At 71.0% G+C, this 16,972-nt stretch carries 17 protein-coding genes; 9 read left to right on the forward strand and 8 right to left on the reverse strand.

The annotated features are described in order from the left end of the window. Nucleotides 1–303 precede the first annotated feature (303 nt). The gene (locus CR470_RS11665; RefSeq protein ID WP_018959825.1) at nt 304–642 is read left to right on the forward strand and encodes a DUF2516 family protein; all 339 of its coding nucleotides are present in this window, start codon (nt 304–306) and stop codon (nt 640–642) included. Here CR470_RS11665 and CR470_RS11670 read toward each other — a convergent pair. From CR470_RS11670 to CR470_RS11680, 3 genes are all read right to left on the reverse strand, one after another. Further along, the gene (locus tag CR470_RS11670) at nt 624–2,045 is read right to left on the reverse strand and encodes a PP2C family protein-serine/threonine phosphatase (protein ID WP_097867517.1); all 1,422 of its coding nucleotides are present in this window, start codon (nt 2,043–2,045) and stop codon (nt 624–626) included. The two genes, CR470_RS11665 and CR470_RS11670, sit on opposite strands and share 19 nt — an antisense overlap. Before the next feature lie 367 nt (nt 2,046–2,412). Next, complete coding sequence (locus tag CR470_RS11675; RefSeq protein ID WP_097867518.1) at nt 2,413–3,495, reverse strand: C40 family peptidase; 1,083 nt, start codon at nt 3,493–3,495, stop codon at nt 2,413–2,415. Nucleotides 3,496–3,898: 403 nt separating this feature from the next. Continuing rightward, a complete protein-coding gene (locus CR470_RS11680; protein ID WP_097867519.1) occupies nt 3,899–4,684 on the reverse strand; it encodes an SAM-dependent methyltransferase in 786 nt (261 codons plus the stop codon). Between the two features lie 195 nt (nt 4,685–4,879). Here CR470_RS11680 and mshA point away from each other — a divergent pair, with 195 nt between their 5' ends. The 3 genes from mshA (at nt 4,880) to CR470_RS11695 (ending at nt 7,936) form a co-directional block, all read left to right on the forward strand. Next, nucleotides 4,880–6,232 carry a D-inositol-3-phosphate glycosyltransferase gene (gene mshA, locus CR470_RS11685; RefSeq protein ID WP_097867520.1) on the forward strand — a complete coding sequence of 451 codons (1,353 nt, stop codon included), beginning with the start codon at nt 4,880–4,882 and terminating at the stop codon, nt 6,230–6,232. A gap of 83 nt (nt 6,233–6,315) precedes the next feature. Then, nucleotides 6,316–6,828 carry a YbjN domain-containing protein gene (locus CR470_RS11690; RefSeq protein WP_097867521.1) on the forward strand — a complete coding sequence of 171 codons (513 nt, stop codon included), beginning with the start codon at nt 6,316–6,318 and terminating at the stop codon, nt 6,826–6,828. Between the two features lie 298 nt (nt 6,829–7,126). Then, on the forward strand, nt 7,127–7,936 hold the full coding sequence (locus CR470_RS11695; protein WP_097867522.1) for a hypothetical protein: 810 nt from the start codon (nt 7,127–7,129) through the stop codon (nt 7,934–7,936). Between the two features lie 51 nt (nt 7,937–7,987). Here the strand turns inward: CR470_RS11695 and CR470_RS11700 are convergent, their stop codons facing one another. The 3 genes from CR470_RS11700 to CR470_RS11710 all read right to left on the reverse strand — a co-directional run bounded on the left by CR470_RS11700 (nt 7,988) and on the right by CR470_RS11710 (nt 9,160). Then, nucleotides 7,988–8,230: a hypothetical protein gene (locus tag CR470_RS11700; RefSeq protein ID WP_097867523.1), complete on the reverse strand. Its 243-nt coding sequence runs from the start codon at nt 8,228–8,230 to the stop codon at nt 7,988–7,990. Beyond that, complete coding sequence (locus CR470_RS11705) at nt 8,227–8,475, reverse strand: hypothetical protein (protein ID WP_097867524.1); 249 nt, start codon at nt 8,473–8,475, stop codon at nt 8,227–8,229. Before CR470_RS11705 ends, CR470_RS11700 begins: the two co-directional genes overlap by 4 nt. A gap of 295 nt (nt 8,476–8,770) precedes the next feature. Further along, nucleotides 8,771–9,160, reverse strand: coding sequence for a YunG family protein (locus CR470_RS11710; RefSeq protein WP_179892221.1), 390 nt, complete (start codon nt 9,158–9,160; stop codon nt 8,771–8,773). Between the two features lie 172 nt (nt 9,161–9,332). On the opposite strand from CR470_RS11710, the gene CR470_RS11715 reads away from it, so the two are divergent. The 5 genes from CR470_RS11715 (at nt 9,333) to CR470_RS11730 (ending at nt 14,093) form a co-directional block, all read left to right on the forward strand. Then, nucleotides 9,333–10,076 (forward strand): class I SAM-dependent DNA methyltransferase, encoded by a 744-nt coding sequence (locus CR470_RS11715; protein ID WP_097867526.1) that lies wholly within the window; start codon nt 9,333–9,335, stop codon nt 10,074–10,076. Nucleotides 10,077–10,225: 149 nt separating this feature from the next. Further along, nucleotides 10,226–10,348 carry a hypothetical protein gene (locus CR470_RS40455; RefSeq protein WP_257138587.1) on the forward strand — a complete coding sequence of 41 codons (123 nt, stop codon included), beginning with the start codon at nt 10,226–10,228 and terminating at the stop codon, nt 10,346–10,348. 209 nt (nt 10,349–10,557) lie between these two features. After that, a complete protein-coding gene (locus tag CR470_RS11720; protein WP_143663802.1) occupies nt 10,558–11,064 on the forward strand; it encodes a hypothetical protein in 507 nt (168 codons plus the stop codon). A gap of 90 nt (nt 11,065–11,154) precedes the next feature. Then, on the forward strand, nt 11,155–13,533 hold the full coding sequence (locus CR470_RS11725; protein ID WP_097867528.1) for a hypothetical protein: 2,379 nt from the start codon (nt 11,155–11,157) through the stop codon (nt 13,531–13,533). A 338-nt stretch (nt 13,534–13,871) separates the two neighbouring features. Further along, the gene (locus tag CR470_RS11730) at nt 13,872–14,093 is read left to right on the forward strand and encodes a YozE family protein (protein ID WP_097867529.1); all 222 of its coding nucleotides are present in this window, start codon (nt 13,872–13,874) and stop codon (nt 14,091–14,093) included. A 1,525-nt stretch (nt 14,094–15,618) separates the two neighbouring features. On the opposite strand, the gene CR470_RS11735 is transcribed toward CR470_RS11730, so the two are convergent. Both CR470_RS11735 and CR470_RS11740 read right to left on the reverse strand, forming a co-directional pair. Further along, a complete protein-coding gene (locus tag CR470_RS11735; RefSeq protein WP_097867530.1) occupies nt 15,619–16,113 on the reverse strand; it encodes a GNAT family N-acetyltransferase in 495 nt (164 codons plus the stop codon). Nucleotides 16,114–16,133: 20 nt separating this feature from the next. Beyond that, nucleotides 16,134–16,910: a GntR family transcriptional regulator gene (locus CR470_RS11740; protein WP_097867531.1), complete on the reverse strand. Its 777-nt coding sequence runs from the start codon at nt 16,908–16,910 to the stop codon at nt 16,134–16,136. Nucleotides 16,911–16,972 lie beyond the last annotated feature (62 nt).

Genomic DNA, 16,972 nt, shown 5'->3' on the forward strand with positions numbered 1-16,972 from the left:
CACGAAGCCCGCGCCCGCCGCGACGAAGGCCGCGCCCGCCGAGGCCAAGCCCGCCGCACCGGCGAAGTCCGCCGAGGCCAAGGCGGCGCCCGCGAAGAAGACCCCCGCGCCGCGCAAGCCCGCGGCCAGGAAGACCCCGCCGCCCGCCGACAAGTGACCCCCACGGGTTCTTCCGGGACGAGGTACGCGGGACGCGTGACCGGGGCGCGGGGCGGGCACCTTTACGGGTGGCCGGCTCGTTGTCCCGGTACCTTGGCCCTTCCGGCCGCAGGGCGCTCCTCCACTCACTAGGCGGTACACACCATGTTGCTCTCAGCGTTCGGCTCGCTCCTCCAGCTGCTCTATCTGGCGATGCTGGTGCTGGCCGTGGTCGCGTTCGTCTTCGCGGCGACCGCCCGTGAGGACGCCTACCGGGCCGCCGACAAGAAGAAGAAGTCCTTCTGGCTGGTGATCCTCGGCGTCGCCGTCGCCGTGAACCTGCTCATCCCGATGCTGTTCCTGCAGCTCGCGGGCGTGGTCGCGTCGATCGTGTTCATGGTGGACGTGCGCCCCGCGCTCAAGGCGGTCTCGGGCGGCGGCGGTGGCCGCAGCGGCGGCTCCAGCAGCGACGGCCCGTACGGTCCCTACAACGGCGGGCGCTGAGCCCTCGCCGCTCTCGGGGGCGGGCACGGCGGCCGGTCGACGGACGCGGGGTGGGAGCGCGGTGCGCTGCCGCCCCATCGTCGTATCCGCTCCGGGTCGCGGCCCAGCAGCAGGACCGCCACGTCGTCGGTCAGTTCGCCGCCGTTCAGCTCCCGCACCTCGGCGACCGCCGCCTCCAGCAGCTCCTCGCCCGCCAGCCCCTGTTCCAGCCGGCTGTTGACCATCGCGACCATGCCGTCCTGGCCGAGCCGCTCGCTGCCGCCGGTCCCCACGCGCCCCTCGATGAGCCCGTCCGTGTACAGCATCAGGCTCCAGGCGCCGCCCAGCTCGACCTGACGGCGCGGCCACCGGGCCCGCGGCAGCAGCCCCAGCGCCGGGCCGCCGTCCTCGTACGGGAGCAGCCGGGCGGGCAGGCCGTGGCGGGCGAGCAGCGGCGCGGGATGCCCGGCCAGGCAGAGGCCGGCCCGGCGCCCGTCGGGCGCGATGTCCACGGTGCAGAGCGTCGCGAAGATCTCCTCGCTCTGCCGTTCGTGCTCCAGCACCTGCTGGAGCGTGGAGAGCAGCTCGTCCCCGCACAGCCCGGCCAGGGTCAGCGCCCGCCAGGCGATCCGCAGCTCGACACCGAGAGCCGCCTCGTCCGGGCCGTGACCGCAGACGTCGCCGATCATCGCGTGCACCGTGCCGTCCGGGGTGCGGACGACGTCGTAGAAGTCGCCGCCGAGGAGGGCACGGCTGCGGCCGGGGCGGTAGCGGGCGGCGAAGCTCAGGCCGGAGCCGTCCAGCAGCGGGGTGGGGAGCAGGCCGCGTTCCAGGCGGGCGTTCTCCTGGGCGCGCAGCCGGGACTCGGTCAGCTGGTGCAGGGCGATGTCGGCGCGCTTGCGCTCCACGGCGTACCGGATGGCGCGGCTCAGGACGCGCGCGTCCAGCTCGCCCCGGAAGAGGTAGTCCTGCGCCCCGACCCGGACCGCCTCGGCCGCCAGCTCCGTGTCGTCCTGCGCGGTCAGCGCGAGGACCGCGTGCAGCGGCGCGATGCGGAGTACGTGGGTGAGGGCCGCCAGCTCGTCGGCCCGCTCGGAGACGGGCTCGGGCCGGGAGCCGCCGCCGGACGTGCCGGTGGTGGCCGTCCCGGCGCCTGCGGGGGGCGTGCCGGGGCCGGCCCCGCCGCCCGTGAGGGGCAGCGCCAGGTCCAGCAGGATGCAGTCGACGTCGTCGGTGAGCAGCCGCGCGGCCTCGGTGAGGTTGCGGGCGGTACGGACACGGACCCGGGTCCCGGCGGCTGCCGAGAGTTCGGGGACGGTGATGGTGGTGCCCGCCGGGTCGTCCTCGATCACCAGCAGGGTGAGGTCGCCGTGCGAGGTCTCCGCAGCGGGAACGGATCGCTGCTGAGGTACGGGTACGGGCATCGGTTCGAGTTTCCTTCCCTCCCCCCGAGGGCGCGGCGGGTCGACGATCGACGATCCGCCAGTCGGGGACGATAGCGGTCCGCGGTGGGGGAACGGAATGGCGCACGGGGGCCGGCCCCCGTCGTGTGCGCCGCCATAAGCCGCGTCCCGACACGGATCCGGCGCGATGGGCCGCCCAGACGGCGGGGAGGCGCACATGACAAACATCACGCGCCCACGAGCGGGGGCGTGGCCTCGATCACGTGGCCCCGCGCACGGGGCCGGAGGGCCGCCTCCCCGCCCGGGCCGCCCGGTCTTGAGTACGCGCCCGGTCTTGAGTACGCGCCCGGTCCTGCGTACGCGCCCGGTCCTGCGTACGCGGTCGGTCCTACTTGTCCGGGCGGACCACGCCGAGGATCTTCATGGTGCCCGCGCCCGCCAGTGTGACGTTACGGCCGGGGCGCGGGGCGTGGACGATCAAGCCGTCGCCGACGTACATCCCGACATGGCTGGCGTCGGCGTGGTAGATGATCAGGTCGCCGGGGCGCATGTCCTGGATGTCGATACGCGGCAGCAGCCGCCACTGTTCCTGCGAGGTGCGCGGGATCGGGCGCTTCGCCGCCAGCCACGCCTGCGAGGTCAGTCCGGAGCAGTCGTACGAACCGGGGCCCTCGGCTCCCCAGACGTACGGCTTGCCTATCTGCGCCGTCGCGAAGGCCACCGCCGCCGCTCCGCTCTCGCTCGCCTCGCCGCTGACGTCCTTGACGGTGCCGGAGGAGAGCCAGGCGGTCTGCGCCTTGTCGGCGGCGTTCCGCTCCAGTTGGCGGAGCCGGTCGCGCTCCTTCTCCTCCAACTGCGACTCGAGCTTCTCCGCCGCCTTGATCTGGGCGTTGATCTTCTTCTTGGCCTTGGCCTGCTTGACCCGGATCGTCTCCAGCTTCTCCCAGTTCGCGCTGGCGTCCTGGGTGTACGTCTCCAGGTCCTCCTGCGTCTGGGTCAGCTCGGTCATGAGCGACTTGGAGGCCTGCTGGCTCTGGCGGACCTTGTTGAGCCCGTCCAGAAAGAGCTTCGGGTCGTTGCTCAGGGCCAGCTGCGCGCCGGGCGGCAGGCCGCCGTTGCGGTACTGCTCGCGGGCCTGGGCCCCGGCCCGGTCCTTCAGGGCGGCGATGCTCGCCTGGCCGTCGACGATCGCCTTGGCCAGCTTCACGATCTCGCCGGACTGCTTCTTCGTCTGTTCCTCGGCGAGGTTGTACGCGTCCGTCGCCGCGCCCGCCTTCCGGTACAGCGTGTCGATCTGCTCGCGGACCTTTTCGAGGTCCGCGTTGGAGTAGCGGGGCGGCGAGCCGGCGGAGGAGGAGGGGGCGGGCGAGGGCTCCGGCACCGGGGCGGCCATGGCCTGTCCCGTGGACGTCAGCAGGGCCAGCGCACAGACCAGCGTGATGGCGGCAGTGGCGCAGTGGCGTCGGTTCACGAGCTCCCCCTCCGGGCGGTTACTCCGGGCCCGCCTCCGGACGAAGGCGGCAAAGTTGATGAAGATGGCGAAGGTAACGAAGATGACAAAAGCGATAGAGGTGACGAAGGCTATGAATGTCGTGCATCCGGGAAAAGCAACAGAGGCCGGATACCGTACATCTGACTTACCGTCAGTAACTTTTCGGCAACGTCGCGATCGTGCCATGTCGTCCCGTAAAGCAACAGAGGCCGACGGCACCTGACGCGTCACATACCGCCCCCGCAGGGCTGCTTCGTCATGATTCCCCCCGGCCTGCCCGGCTCGCGTTCCGCTTCGGCCTGCGCCTTCTCCCCTCACTGGGACGAACGATGCCCCCGAGGCGTTCCCGGAGCGGAGGATTTCTGCCCTTCCGGGCAACGGCTCAGTGACTGTTGGGCCGCAGCGCGTCCCACGGCACGGTGATCTCGCCCTGCCGCCACCGCCGTACCCCGTCCGCCACCGGCCAGTCGGCCGACACCGCCCGCACCGCCGCGATCCATCGCTGTCGCGCGCCGAGCGAGGCGTACGGGGAGGCTGTCGCCCAGGCCCGGTCGAAGTCCCGCAGGAACGCGTGGACCGGCTCGCCCGGCACGTTGCGGTGGATCAGCGCCTTCGGCAGGCGTTCCGCGAGGTCCGAGGGGCGCTCCAGCGAGCCGAGCCGGGTCGCGAAGGTGACCGTGCGCGGGCCCTCGGGCCCCAGGGCCACCCAGACGTGCCGGCGCCCGATCTCGTCACAGGTCCCCTCCACCAGGAGCCCGTCCGGGGCGAGGCGGGAGCACAGCCGTGCCCAGACCTCGGCGACCTGGTCCTCGTCGTACTGGCGCAGCACGTTCGCCGCCCGGATGAGCAGGGGCCGGGCGTCCAGCGGGACCTCGAAGCCGCCGTGCACGAAGGTGAGGCCCTCGCGGGCGTACGGCTGCGCGGCGGCGACCCGCTCCGGGTCGATCTCGATGCCCGCCACCGCGGTGCGCGGCTCGGCGGTGCGCAGGCGGCCCAGCAGCTCGACCGCGGTCCAGGGGGCCGCCCCGTAACCGAGGTCGACGGCGACCGGCGTACCGGCGCGGCGCAGGGCGGGGCCGTGCGCGTCGGCGATCCAGCGGTCCATGCGGCGCAGCCGGTTCGGGTTGGTGGTCCCGCGGGTGGCGGTGCCGATGGGGCGCTGGCGCATGGGTCGAGCGTATGCGACGAGGCGGGGCGGGCCGGGACGGATGCCCGGAGGCCGTGTCGTTGCCGTGCGACGCGCCGCCCGGCAACGTAATGATTTGGCAAAGCGGAAATGAAAGGCGGGATTCCACTGTTCTCGCCCTTCGGAGGACCCCCGTGCCCTCCGGTCAGCATGCCCCGATCGAGGAGGACCGACGAGGTGAGCCAGTACGTCTCCCGGCTCGGCTCCACCCGCACGGCCGCGCGCCTCAGGTTTCCCGGAGGCTTCTCCGGGGCCTCCCGCAAGCCACGCCGCGTCGCGATGCTCTCCGTGCACACGTCACCGCTCCACCAGCCCGGCACGGGCGACGCGGGCGGGATGAACGTCTACATCGTCGAACTGGCCAAGCGCCTCGCCGCGATCAACATCGAGGTCGAGATATTCACCCGGGCCACCACCGGCTCGCTGGCCCCCGCGGTCGAGCTGGCGCCCGGTGTCCTGGTCCGGCACGTCGACGCCGGCCCGTACGAGGGGCTCGCCAAGGAGGAGCTGCCCGCCCAGCTCTGCGCCTTCACGCACGGCGTGATGCAGGCCTGGGCCGGCCAGCGCCCCGGCTACTACGACCTCGTGCACTCCCACTACTGGCTCTCCGGCCAGGTCGGCTGGCTCGCCGCCCAGCGCTGGGGCGTCCCGCTCGTGCACGCCATGCACACCATGGCCAAGGTCAAGAACGCCGCGCTCGCCGAGGGCGACGCCCCCGAGCCGGCCGCCCGGGTCATCGGCGAGACCCAGATCGTGAACGCCTCCGACCGGCTGATCGCCAACACCGCCGAGGAGGCCGCCGAGCTCGTCCGCTTCTACGACGCGGATCCCGCCGCGGTCGCCGTCGTGCACCCCGGCGTCAACCTGGACCGCTTCCGCCCGGCCGACGGCCGCGCCGCCGCGCGGGCCAGGCTCGGCCTGCCGCAGGACGCGCTGATCCCGCTCTTCGCGGGCCGCATCCAGCCGCTGAAGGCCCCGGACGTGCTGCTGCGCGCCGTGGCGGTGCTCCTGGACCGGGAACCGTCCCTGCGGTCCCGCATCGTCGTGCCGGTGGTCGGCGGCCCGAGCGGCAGCGGACTCGCCAAGCCCGAGGGCCTCCAGAAGCTGGCCGCCCGCCTCGGCATCGCCGACGTCGTACGGTTCCATCCGCCGGTGGGCCAGGACCGGCTCGCCGACTGGTTCCGGGCCGCGTCGGTGCTGGTCATGCCGTCGTACAGCGAGTCCTTCGGGCTGGTCGCCATAGAGGCGCAGGCGACCGGCACCCCGGTGGTCGCCGCTGCCGTGGGCGGGCTGCCGGTGGCGGTGCGCGACGGGGTCGGCGGCTTCCTGGTGCAGGGGCACGAACCGGAGGCGTACGCCCGTGCGCTCGGGCGGTTCGCGGACGCGCCGGAGCTGGTCGAGCGGATGGGGGCGGCCGCCGCGGCGCACGCCGAGTCCTTCGGCTGGGACACGGCCGCCTCGGCGACCGCCGACGTGTACACGGCCGCGCTCTGCGACCACCGCCGCCGGGCCCGGGCGCACCACGGCTGAGCACGGTCGGGGCCGCCGCCTCGTGGTGCGGGTGACGCCGGTCCCGTGCCGTGCGCGGGGCGCTCCTGTCGTACGCTCGCTGCATGGCTGACGTACCGGACGAAACCGCAGCGGCCCAGGTCATCGAGGCGACGCTGAACGACGCCGGGCTCGTATGGGAGAGCCCGGAGCGCGGCAACTACGTCGTGACCCTGCCCGGCACCCGCAAGTTGTCGACGACCTGCTCGCTGATCGTCGGCAAGCACTCCCTCTCCCTCAACGCGTTCGTCGTCCGGCACCCCGACGAGAACGACGCCGAGGTGCACCGCTGGCTGCTGGAGCGCAACCTCCGCCTGTTCGGGGTGAGTTACGCGATCGACTCGCTCGGCGACGTCTACCTGGTCGGCAAGCTGCCGCTGTCGGTGGTCACCCCCGAGGAGCTGGACCGGCTGCTCGGCGTGGTGCTCGAAGCGGCCGACGGCGCGTTCAACACCCTCCTGGAGCTCGGCTTCGCGAGCTCGATCCGCAAGGAGTACGCGTGGCGGGTGTCGCGCGGCGAGTCCACCCGGAACCTGGACGCGTTCAGTCATCTGACCCGGGGTTCGTCCGACAGCTGACGCCCGGCTCCTGCCGATCTCCCCGACGGCTCTCTGTGAACAGGCGACGCGGGGCGGAGTGAGCAGGCGACGCGGGGCCGACGGCCTGCGCGGCGGGGTTGTACAGCGGCGCCACACAGTGTGTTCACAGGGTGATCACAGCAGAATCACGATCACCGGAGGGTGTCAGCGGACCGGTCATCGCTCACAGGTTCGATCGTAAGGTGTGGATCACTGCGACGGCCCGTCCCAGACGGCGTCGAAGTGCCGCACGGGGGAGGGCGGTTGCCCCGATCCGGAGATTGCAGGAAGTAGAACCATGCGCGCCACTGCCGTACGCCGTACCGCCCTCGCCGCCTCCGCGGCAGCCCTCACCCTGCTGGCCACCGCCTGCGGCTCCACGTCGGACGCCGACAAGAAGGACGGGAAGGACGACAAGGGCGCGTCGAACGGCAGCAGTTCGGCCCCGAAGGCCCCGGCCGAGGCGCTCACCGCCGCCGAGCTGGAGAAGGCCACCCTCGCCCAGGGTGACGTGGAGGGCCGCAAGGTCACCAAGGCCGGCCCGGCCGACGAGGTCCCGGCGGACGGCGTCACGGTCGACAAGGAAGGCTGCCTGCCGGTCGCCCACGCCATGTTCGGCGTGGCGCAGAAGGGTTCGGTGGCCACCACGAAGCGCAAGGTGATCGACGAGCCGAAGACCGACGGCAAGAAGAAGTCGCTGGAGGACATGGCGGACGGCGAAGCCGGGGAGGCGTTCAAGGACGCCTTCAACCTGACGTCCACCTTCGTCGCGCTGCACTCGTACGAGGGGACCGCGGGCCCGGACGCGTTCGCCGCGCTGAAGAAGGCCGCGGCCGACTGCGCGGGCGGCTTCACCGCCACGGTCGCGGGTACGCCGACGAAGGTCGCCTCGATCGCCGAGGAGAAGGTCACCGGCGGCGACGAGGCCGCGGCCTGGACGGTCACCTCCGAGGACGACGGCGACACGGCCCCGTTCAAGCTGGTGGCGCTGCGCAAGGAGGCCACCGTGGCGACGTTCTTCTCCTTCAACCTGGCGGCGGCGGGCGGCGACGTGAAGTTCGAGGTGCCGGTCGAGGTCGTGGCGGCACAGGACAAGAAGCTCGCCTGACGTACGGAGGCCGCGTCGCGCCCCCGCCCTTCCCGCCCGCCCCTCGGGTGGTCAGGGCAGGGGGACGAGGCGGACGACGGTGACGGTCAGGACGGACCGGGAGACGTAGTAGAGGACGATGGCCCCGGAGACGGTCGCCTCACGCCGGTCCTGTTCGCTCTTGACGGCGGAGGACGCGTGGCCGTACGGCTCCTCGCCGAGGGTGCGGGCCATCTCGTCGCGGAAGACCTCGCCGCCGCGCATCTTGGCCAGGGTGTCGTCGGCGGGCGGTGCGTAGGAGATGCGGAAGCTCAAGCGACGCTCCGCCTCTCGGCCTCGTCCTGCGCCAGCCGGTCCAGGATCTTCTCGGCCTCGGGATCGGGGACGGCCTCCAGCATCCAGTGCCGCATGACGGCCTGAATCTCGTGCACCCCGGCCTCGTTGATCGCGGAATCGAACTCCTCGCGTCTCTCCTTGGGCAACGCGGCCCGGATGGCCGGGATGCTGTTGGGAACCTCGACCTCGGCACCGCCGACGAAGGTCTTCAGAGACTCACCCATGATCGCTCTCCTCGATCTCCTTGCCCTGGAAGCACACGGACGGCATGGGCCCACCGTAGTGCGTGCGAGGGGCACTTCGGCGGCCCCGGCGGGGTCACGGATCGGGCACGGACCGGGGTGCGCCGCAGTTACACGGCGGCGGACGGCGGCGGACCGGGTACGTCGCAACTACGCGGCGACGGAACCAGGTACGTCGCAACTACGCGGCGCCCGACCGGGGTGCGCCGAAGCTGCGCCCCGGCTCGGCCCGCATGGTCCGACGGCGGCGCGGCACGGCACGGACCGTCACCGGTCCTCAGTCCCGCCCGAGCCTCTCCGCGACCCGGTCGCGCAGGATCGCGTACTCCTCCTGAAGCCGCCGCCACTCGCTGACGGGCGGCCTGACGATGACGTCACCGCCGACGACGACCTCCTCCGGCCGAAACTGCTCCCGGGTCAGGTCGATCTCGACGCCCGGGCCCAGGCGGTTCCACCAGTGGAAGTCGGTGCGCACCCCGTCGACATGGACCTCGCCCCGGATCAGCTCCCCGCCGAGCAGGTCGTTGAGCACCATGGCGGTCACCCCGCACTGGTCGCGCGCCGGATTGTCCGGCGTCCAGCGGTCCCGGTACTCCGGGGTGCAGGTCTCGGCGCTCCAACTGCTGCGGAGGGCCTGTTCGATGTCGGTGAGCAGGTAGGTCGCCATGATGACCATGGTGGCAGGGGGCACTGACAGCGCGCCCTCACAGAACCGCGAGCCTGCCCGAAAACCCCGCCAACACCCGTACATGGGACGCGTATCCGGAGCTTGCGCACGGGAGCCGGCCGCCATCAATCGCGTCGACAGAGCTCCCGGGCGCCCGGCAGAGTGGTCGCCCGTGACGAGCAGCGAACTGTGGAACCGAGAGACCGCCGACCGCTACGACGCCGAGGAAGCCGAGATCTCCTCGGCCGCCGCCCTCGAACCGACACTCGCCTTCCTCGCCCGGCTCGCCGGATCCGGCAGGGCGCTGGAGTTCGCCATCGGGACCGGACGCGTGGGCGTGCCGCTCCGGGAGCGCGGAGTGCCGGTGGCGGGCATCGAACTGTCCGAGCCGATGGCGGAGGTGCTCCGCCGCAAGGTGGACGAGGAGACCCTCCCGGTGACCATCGGGGACATGGCCACCACGGTCGTCCCCGGCGAGTTCACCCTGGTCTACCTCGTCTACAACACCATCTCGAACCTGCTCACCCAGGACGAGCAGGTCGAGTGCTTCCGCAACGCGGCCCGCCACCTGGCACCCGGCGGCCGGTTCGTCATCGAACTGGGCGTGCCGCCCCTGCGGTTGCTGCCGCCCGGTCAGATCGCGGTGCCGTTCGACGTGTCCGACCGGCATCTCGGCTTCGACACCTTCGACCTGGTCGAACAGATCCTCGTCTCGCACCACTTCACCCGCGACGGCGAGGACGGCCACTACCGTCGCGCCAACTCCCGGCACCGGTACGCCTGGCCGGCGGAGCTCGACCTGATGGCCCGCATCGCCGGCCTGGAGCTGGAACAGCGCGTGGCGGACTGGCACGGGGCGCCGTTCACCGAGGACTCGGACCAGCACATCTCGGTCTGGCGGAAGCCGGTGGCCTGAGGCTTCCCCGACCACCGCCCCCTGGCGCCCCGGAGAACGGTGGGGCGCCAGGACCCGTCTCAACTCGTCCAGGGCTGACCCGAATCGGGAACTCTTGGGTAACGGACCGGTGCTCGGCCGGAGCCGTCGACCGGGAGGGGAGCCCCGCCATGACCCGAGGCAAGCTGAGTCGCCGCGAACGTCTGATGCTGGGGGGAGTGCTGCTGGGCAGCGCCGTCACCGCCGTGGTCGGAGCGATGGCCGACGGGGTCATCAGGTGGGTGTTCCCGTGATCCACCGGCCAGAAGGCGGTCGGGCGACCTCGGCGCGGTCCGCACGCCGATCACCGTGGTGATCGACCCGGTGGGGTCGTGCCCGACCATCTCGTCAATCGGTCACTTCGTGTGTGACTGCTGTTCGGATACGCAAGGATGTTTCGATGTCGGGTCACCGGAGTACGCAGCGCCTGGGGAGCCAGCGGTGCATCCCCAAACCTCTTGCCGTGGGGCCCACTGCGGTGCGGGAGTTGAAGGATTGCCTGTACCGGCTCTACCTGGAGGCGGGTACCCCTCCGCTCAAGAGTGTGGTGAGCGCCATCGAGCACGACGACTCGTTCCCGGGCAGCCCGTCGAAGGCCACCGTCCACCGCATCATCGGATCCGAGGAGTTGGCGGCAGGGCAGGAGGACGTGGTCTCCGTCGCGGTGCTGCTGGCCCGCATGGCGGGCGCGGACGCCGACGAGGCGGGGCGTCGGATCAAGGAGATGTGGGTCGCGGCCCGCCTGGCCGAACCCCTCGGCGCCCCGGTGAAGGAGCTGGATCCCTTCGCCCTGGAGGTGCACCCCGCCATCACCGTACCGGGGCAGAAGTCGTTACCCGCTCTGCCGCTGTACGTCGAGCGGGCGCACGACCGCGAGCTCAACGGAGCCGTGGAGCGGGCTAGCCGGGGCGAGAGCGTCATGGTCACTCTGGTCGGCGAGTCCTCGACGGGAAAGACCCGCACCTGCTGAGAGGCGCTGCGCCGGCTCCCCGAGGGGTGGCGCGTATGGCACCCGTACGACCCGTCCCGCCCCGACGCGGCCCTCCACCACATCAAGGAGGTGTCGCCCCGGACGGTCATCTGGCTGAACGAAGCACAGCACTACCTCCTTGCCCAGGACCCCAGGACCGCCGAAAGCGTCACCTCCGCCCTGCGTACGGCCCTTGACGATCGACGGCGCGCTCCCGTCCTGATCCTGGCGACGATCTGGCCGAGGTTCTGGGACCCGCTCACCGCCCCGTCCGCCACCGGCTGCGAGGACCGGTACGAGCAGCAGCGCAAGCTCCTGACGGGGATCGGCCGCCACATCGTGGTCCCGAAGGCGTTCACCGACCTCGACATCGAGCAGGCCTGGCAACAGGCCGACGGAGACCCGCGACTGCAGAGCGCGCTGGCCGGTGCGGCCGACGGGGAGATCACGCAGTTCCTCGCCGGTGTGCCCCGCCTGATGACGCGCTACCGGACCGCGACTCCCGGGGCCATGGCTCTGATCCACGCGGCCATGGACTACCGGCGACTGGGCCACGGCCCGGTTCTGCGGCACGACTTGCTGGAGCAGGCGGCGGAGGGGTACCTCACGGACCGGGAGCTCACCCTGCTCGGCCCCGACTGGATGGCCGATGCGCTCGCCTTCTGCGCCGAGCCCTGCTACGGCGTGCTGGGGCCGCTGACCCAGGCCCCGTACCGGGGTGACGAAGCCCGGGAGCCCGCCTACCGACTCGCCGACTACCTGGAACAACAGGGCCGCGTGGATCGCCGGTTGTCCTGCCCGCCCGCCACCTTCTGGCAGGCGGCGGCGCGGCACTGCACGAGCGCCGACGACTGCGCCGCGCTAGGAGTCGCCGCCGAGACGCGCGGACGGCTGCGGGCGGCCGCCGAGCTCTACCAGCGGGCCGCCGCAGAGGGCAACACCGCCGTCCTGCCCCGCCTCGCCCGGTTGAGAGAGGGCACCGGAGACACCGACGAGGCAGCGAGACTTTACGAAAAGGCGTACCGGAACGACAACGTCGCACGGTGGGCGCTCGTGCGGCTGCGGAGTCTGGCGGGTCACCGGGCAGGCGCGGAGGACCTGGCCGTCCACGCGGCCCATCAGGGGAACGGCACCTGTCTGATCAAGCTCTCCCAGCTGTGGCTGGAAGGCGGGGACGAGCACGGCGCGGAGCGCCTGCGCAGGACCGCCGCCGAGCGGGGCGGGTACAGCACCTTCGCGGAGCTGGTGCGTACCCGGGAAGCGGCCGGAGACCACGAGAGCGCGGAGGTCTTCGCCTTCGCGTCGTTGGAGGCCGGAAGCACGTACGCGCTGTCGGAGCTGATCCGGGCCCGGGAGAAGTCCGGCCGCTACGCGGAGGACCTGGTGGCCAAGGCCACGGAGAGGGGCAAGGTCCGCCCGGTCCTGATGTTGGCCCGCGCACGCGAACGCTCCGGAGACGTCCCGGGCGCGGAGACCCTGTTGGCCCACGCGGCCCAGAAGGGAAGCGTGTTCGCCCTGGTGGAACACGCCCGGCTGCGGAGGAAGGCCGGTGACAAGCAGCGGGCGGAGAGTCTGCTGCGTTCGGCGGTCGGAAAGGGCAGCACGGTCGCGTTGATGGAGCTCGCCCGTCTGCGGGAGAAGGCGGGGGATCCGGCGGGGGCCCTCCAGCTGTTCCGTACCGCGGCCAACCGGAAGAGCGCCGACGCACTGGCGGCCCTGGCCCTCTTCCGGGAACAGGCCGGGGCGAGCGCGGAGGCGGAGGCCATGGCCTGCGTGGCGGCGGACGCCGGAAGCACCTTCGCTCTGCTGGAGCTCGTCTGGCGGCGTGAGCAGACGAGGGACCGCGAAGGCGCGGAACGCTTGGTGGACACCGCCCTGCGCGCCGGGAACGCCGGAGCGCTCGTGCTGCTGGCTCGCCTGCGGGAGAAGGAAGGGGACGCCGCGGAGGCCGACCGCCTCGTTCTGCGTGCCGACAGATCGGGCAACCGCTTCGCCCTCAACGAGTTCGTACGGCGCAGAGAGTCCGCGGACGACCCCGAAGGAGCCGAACGCCTGGCGCTGGCGGGAGGCGGCCGCGCCTTGGCCCAGCTCGCCCGACTACGGGAGGAAGCGGGGTCGGCGGCAGAGGCCGAGCGGCTTTACCACCTCGCGGTCGACCAGGGGGAGACCAGCGTCCTGGGGGAGGTGGTCCGGCTCAAGGAAGAGGCGGGGCACCATGAGAAGGCGGACGCCTACGCCCGGCGCGCGGCTCAGGCGGGCCACGTGGACGCACTGGCCGTCCTGGCGAAACTGCGCGCCGAATCCGGGGAGACGGAGGACGCCGACCGGCTCTACCGGGCTGCCGCGGACGCCGGCTTTCACGATGCGCTGCGCCACTTGGCGGAACTGCACCGCTCCTGGGACCCCGCCTGGGAGAGCCTGTGGCGCTACGGCCTCGCCCCGGACGGCTCCACGTCGACACCGTGGTGACCGGCCCGCGACCGCTCCGCCGCTCCAGCCCACCTGGCCTTTCGCAGACCGGGCCCCCACCCGCGGACGCACCGCGGGCAGGGGCTCGGTGAGCCGGCGGACGTGGGCTACTTCTTCTTGCCCTGGGTCTGACCGGCCCGCTTTTGACCCCTGCTCAGAGGCCCACGCATGGCCGCTGACCTGCGGTCGAGCGGTGGTCATTGGTTGTTGTTGGTCATCGTTGGTTGGTGTCTGACGGCCCACAGACGGCCCGGCTGGTCGATGCACCTTGGTCGCGCGACAGGTGGCCTGCCCGCGATTCCCGTACGGCGCGAGGAAGGCGATGGCACGATGAACAGATGGCCCAGAACCCGAGTTTCACAGCATGGTTGAAGACTCACAAGAAGGACCAGAACGCCATCGGAGACCTGGCGCGTGATGTCGCTGCCGACCCCGACTGGCCGAGTCGGCGTCAGCTCAGCGGTCAGCGGGAGTACCTGGAGGCGCGCGGGGCAATCCCGGCGGCGGTGGAGACCCTGGAGCGTGCGTGGGAGCTCTATGAGGCCCAGCAGGAGCGGTGAAGGAGCCGCCGGACGTGGTGCCGTGGGTTCTTCCCGCGTGAAGTCCGACGCACGGAGGGGATGCGGCTTGTCGCTTGTCGCTTGTCGCGGTGCAGGCGAGAGCGGGGCAGTCGACTGCCAGGCCCGGGAGGGCTGGTGACTGGCGACAAGACAAGCGTCAAGCCTCGGGCCTCTAGCGCTAGAGGGCTGCACCCCTAGCGCTAGAGGGGCTGCTAGCGCCTCCAACCCGCTCTGAGCAGGGTGTTAGCTGTTAGCGGCCCTATCAGGCTGTTCAGGGAAAACATAGAGCGAGCGGCAAGCCGCACAGCCTTTAGCAGCTCGCTAGCGCGAGCGCGCGGGTCTCATCGTCCGGCCGCAACGCCCTGTGCGGTGCGGGTCGTTGAGGAGAAGAGACCACCCGGCCCGGGGGTGTGGTCTCTTCCCGTCGGTCAGCGGCCAGTCCGCCCCGCTGAAGAGCCTTCCAAGAGCTACGCAGGCGGGGCGGTGGTGGGAGCTCCCGAGCCCCCTCCCTGCGTGGCGTCCTTGGAAGGCTCTTCAGGGGGTCTCCTGCCTCCCTCCCAATCGCACAGAGGCAGCGAAGAGTGCGGTTCCGGTTCCTTCTCCCTTTAACCCATCCTAGAGATTTGGTGTAAGACAGCGTCCGCAGCGTCCGCAAGGGGTTCGGCATGGTGTCTGACCTGCGGGAACGGTGCGGACGCTCAACAAACTGTTTAGCGTCCGCTAGCGTCCGCAGCGTCCGCAAGCCCCCGACCATTTAAGAGCATCACCGCAGGTCAAGACGGCTCTTAAGGTGGAGGGGTGCGGACGCTGCGGACGCTGACCTCTCCTCCGGCGCGGGGTTCTCTCCGACCGTGCGGATTCCGCTTCCCGCTCACAAGCAAGAGGAGCACCCCCCGGCGAGCGGCGCGGGGTGCTCCTCTTGTTGGCACAGTCACCACCCCTTGTGGCACTACAAAAACCTCCCCTCTTTTTCCTAAGTAGGGGAGGTCTGCGTCACCGCGTCACCCTGGCGGAGCGAAAGGGGCTTTGAGCTGCGGAAAAAGGGGGTGACGCAGAGGCCGAATCCTGCGTCATCGTGCGTCACCTGCGTCACCCTGTGACGCGGCCCTGCGTCACCGATGACGCACCCCCGGCCCTCTGCGTCACCCTGAAACCACAGGTCAGGCGGGGTGGATGACGCAGGTGACGCGGTGACGCAGAACTCCAGCCCTCGGACAGGTCCCGGACCGCCGGGCCTGCACCGCGTCACGGTGCTGAGTCGGCCGGCGGGGTGCGCGCTCGCGGAGCGAGCTGCCAAGGGGTTGCGCGGCTTGCCGCTCGCTCTATCCCCTCCCCCCGGGGGACGCCACGAGGCCGACGAAGTCCCTGCTAGACCTAGCGGGGGCTGCTGCTAGGTCTAGCAGGGTCGCTAGCACGCAGAAACGCTTCTGAGCTGGGTCCTAGCGTCTAGCAGCAGGGGCTTTTGCGCGGCCCCCTCTGCGGTCACGCGTCCCTCCAAGGCTCGCTGCGGCTGCTGCTAGGCGGCCTAGGACTCCAACGCCCGGGGCGCCATGAAGGTGAGCGCTGGGTGCGCGTCTCCCGTATCCAGCTTGTGCTCCCGCTGCCCAGTCTCAGACCACCCTAGGCGTCTGTAGAGGCGGATAGCGGCTTCGTCTTTGGCCAGCACTTCCAGTTCGAGGGAAAGATTCTGGTCCTGCGCGTACTCCTCCGCAGCCCGAATCAGGCGTTCGCCCGCTCGGCGCTGCCGTGCCTCAGGGAGCACGAAGAGCCGTTCAAGCACTCCGGTCCGGCCCCCGTGTGTGCCGCTGACCGCCACATGCCCCACAACTCGCCCGGAGAGTTCCGCCACCCAAGCGGCCAACAGCTCGGGCGGTGACAGCCACCTCTCCGGATCCTCTACGCCTTCCACGGGGTAGCCGTCCACTTCATGCACTGCAACTAGGGCAGACGCCGCCTGAGACAGGTCGCCGCGTGCTCGCAGGCGAATGCGCAACTCGTCGTCGGACGTGGTGCCGTTCATGGAAGTGCCTCCGGTTCTGGTTACTGGACGGGAAGGTCGTACTTGAGCCCGGTCACATCCGCCCTGTGGACGTAGCGGGAGACCTCGAACGCCTCCCCCGCTTGGTCGAAGCTGGTGTGTAGCACCTCCAGAACAGGTACGCCAGGGGACAGGTGCAACACAGCAGCCTCGTGCGGGCTGGGCATCCGGGCAGTGATCTCGTCCCTGATGGTCGTCATGACGTGCCCGAGGTCTTCCAGTCGGCCGTAGATGCCGTTCGGGCCCGATTTCGGCTGCGTCAGAAGCGTTCCCTCTGCCTCGCTCCACTTGAGGTACGTGGAGACGATCTGAACCGGCTCCTCGTCGGCGTAGTAGTGGTTCTCCCGGTGGACAACGCTGGCGGTGTCGGCCGGAACGCCGAGTCGCTCAGCCACATCGACGGGAGGTTCCTCGTTCGCGATCGACACCACGTCGATCCGCGCAGTCTTGCCCTGCTTCTTGGCCTCCAGACGAAACGGCGTCAGCCCGCTCTCCCTGTTCTTGAGGGAGTAACGATCACTGCCGAACCGGAAGAGCCGCTGCGGTTCGCGAACAAAGACGCCGCGGCCGTGCTCCGCCTTGACCAGACCTTGCTCAGACAGAAGGCGGACTGCTTCCCGGGCGGTGTTCCGCGCTGTGCCGTACTGCTCGGCCAACGTCCGTTCCGACGGCAACTTGGCGCCGGCGCGGAGCTCTCCGGACTCGATGGCGGATCTCAGGGCCTGCGCAATGAGCCTACTGGCGGGGGGCTGGGTCTCGCGGCTACGAGGGGGAGTCATGACCCCAGGATACAACTGGCTCAAGCCAGTAGCTTGACGACCGCTCCGCTGTCATGCTCAAC

Origin of the sequence: Streptomyces sp. rh34 (assembly GCF_002551245.1) — a bacterium.
Classification (GTDB): Bacteria; Actinomycetota; Actinomycetes; order Streptomycetales; family Streptomycetaceae; genus Streptomyces.

Bases quoted from the DNA above. Each gene is read 5' to 3' on its own strand.
- CR470_RS11665 (WP_018959825.1), top strand. From the start codon at position 304: ATGTTGCTCTCAGCGTTCGGCTCGCTCCTCCAGCTGCTCTATCTGGCG.
- CR470_RS11670 (WP_097867517.1), bottom strand. From the start codon at position 2,045: ATGCCCGTACCCGTACCTCAGCAGCGATCCGTTCCCGCTGCGGAGACC.
- CR470_RS11680 (WP_097867519.1), bottom strand. From the start codon at position 4,684: ATGCGCCAGCGCCCCATCGGCACCGCCACCCGCGGGACCACCAACCCG.
- CR470_RS11690 (WP_097867521.1), top strand. From the start codon at position 6,316: ATGGCTGACGTACCGGACGAAACCGCAGCGGCCCAGGTCATCGAGGCG.
- CR470_RS11695 (WP_097867522.1), top strand. From the start codon at position 7,127: ATGCGCGCCACTGCCGTACGCCGTACCGCCCTCGCCGCCTCCGCGGCA.
- CR470_RS11705 (WP_097867524.1), bottom strand. From the start codon at position 8,475: ATGGGTGAGTCTCTGAAGACCTTCGTCGGCGGTGCCGAGGTCGAGGTT.
- CR470_RS11710 (WP_179892221.1), bottom strand. From the start codon at position 9,160: ATGGCGACCTACCTGCTCACCGACATCGAACAGGCCCTCCGCAGCAGT.
- CR470_RS40455 (WP_257138587.1), top strand. From the start codon at position 10,226: ATGACCCGAGGCAAGCTGAGTCGCCGCGAACGTCTGATGCTGGGGGGA.
- CR470_RS11730 (WP_097867529.1), top strand. From the start codon at position 13,872: ATGGCCCAGAACCCGAGTTTCACAGCATGGTTGAAGACTCACAAGAAG.
- CR470_RS11735 (WP_097867530.1), bottom strand. From the start codon at position 16,113: ATGAACGGCACCACGTCCGACGACGAGTTGCGCATTCGCCTGCGAGCA.
- CR470_RS11740 (WP_097867531.1), bottom strand. From the start codon at position 16,910: ATGACTCCCCCTCGTAGCCGCGAGACCCAGCCCCCCGCCAGTAGGCTC.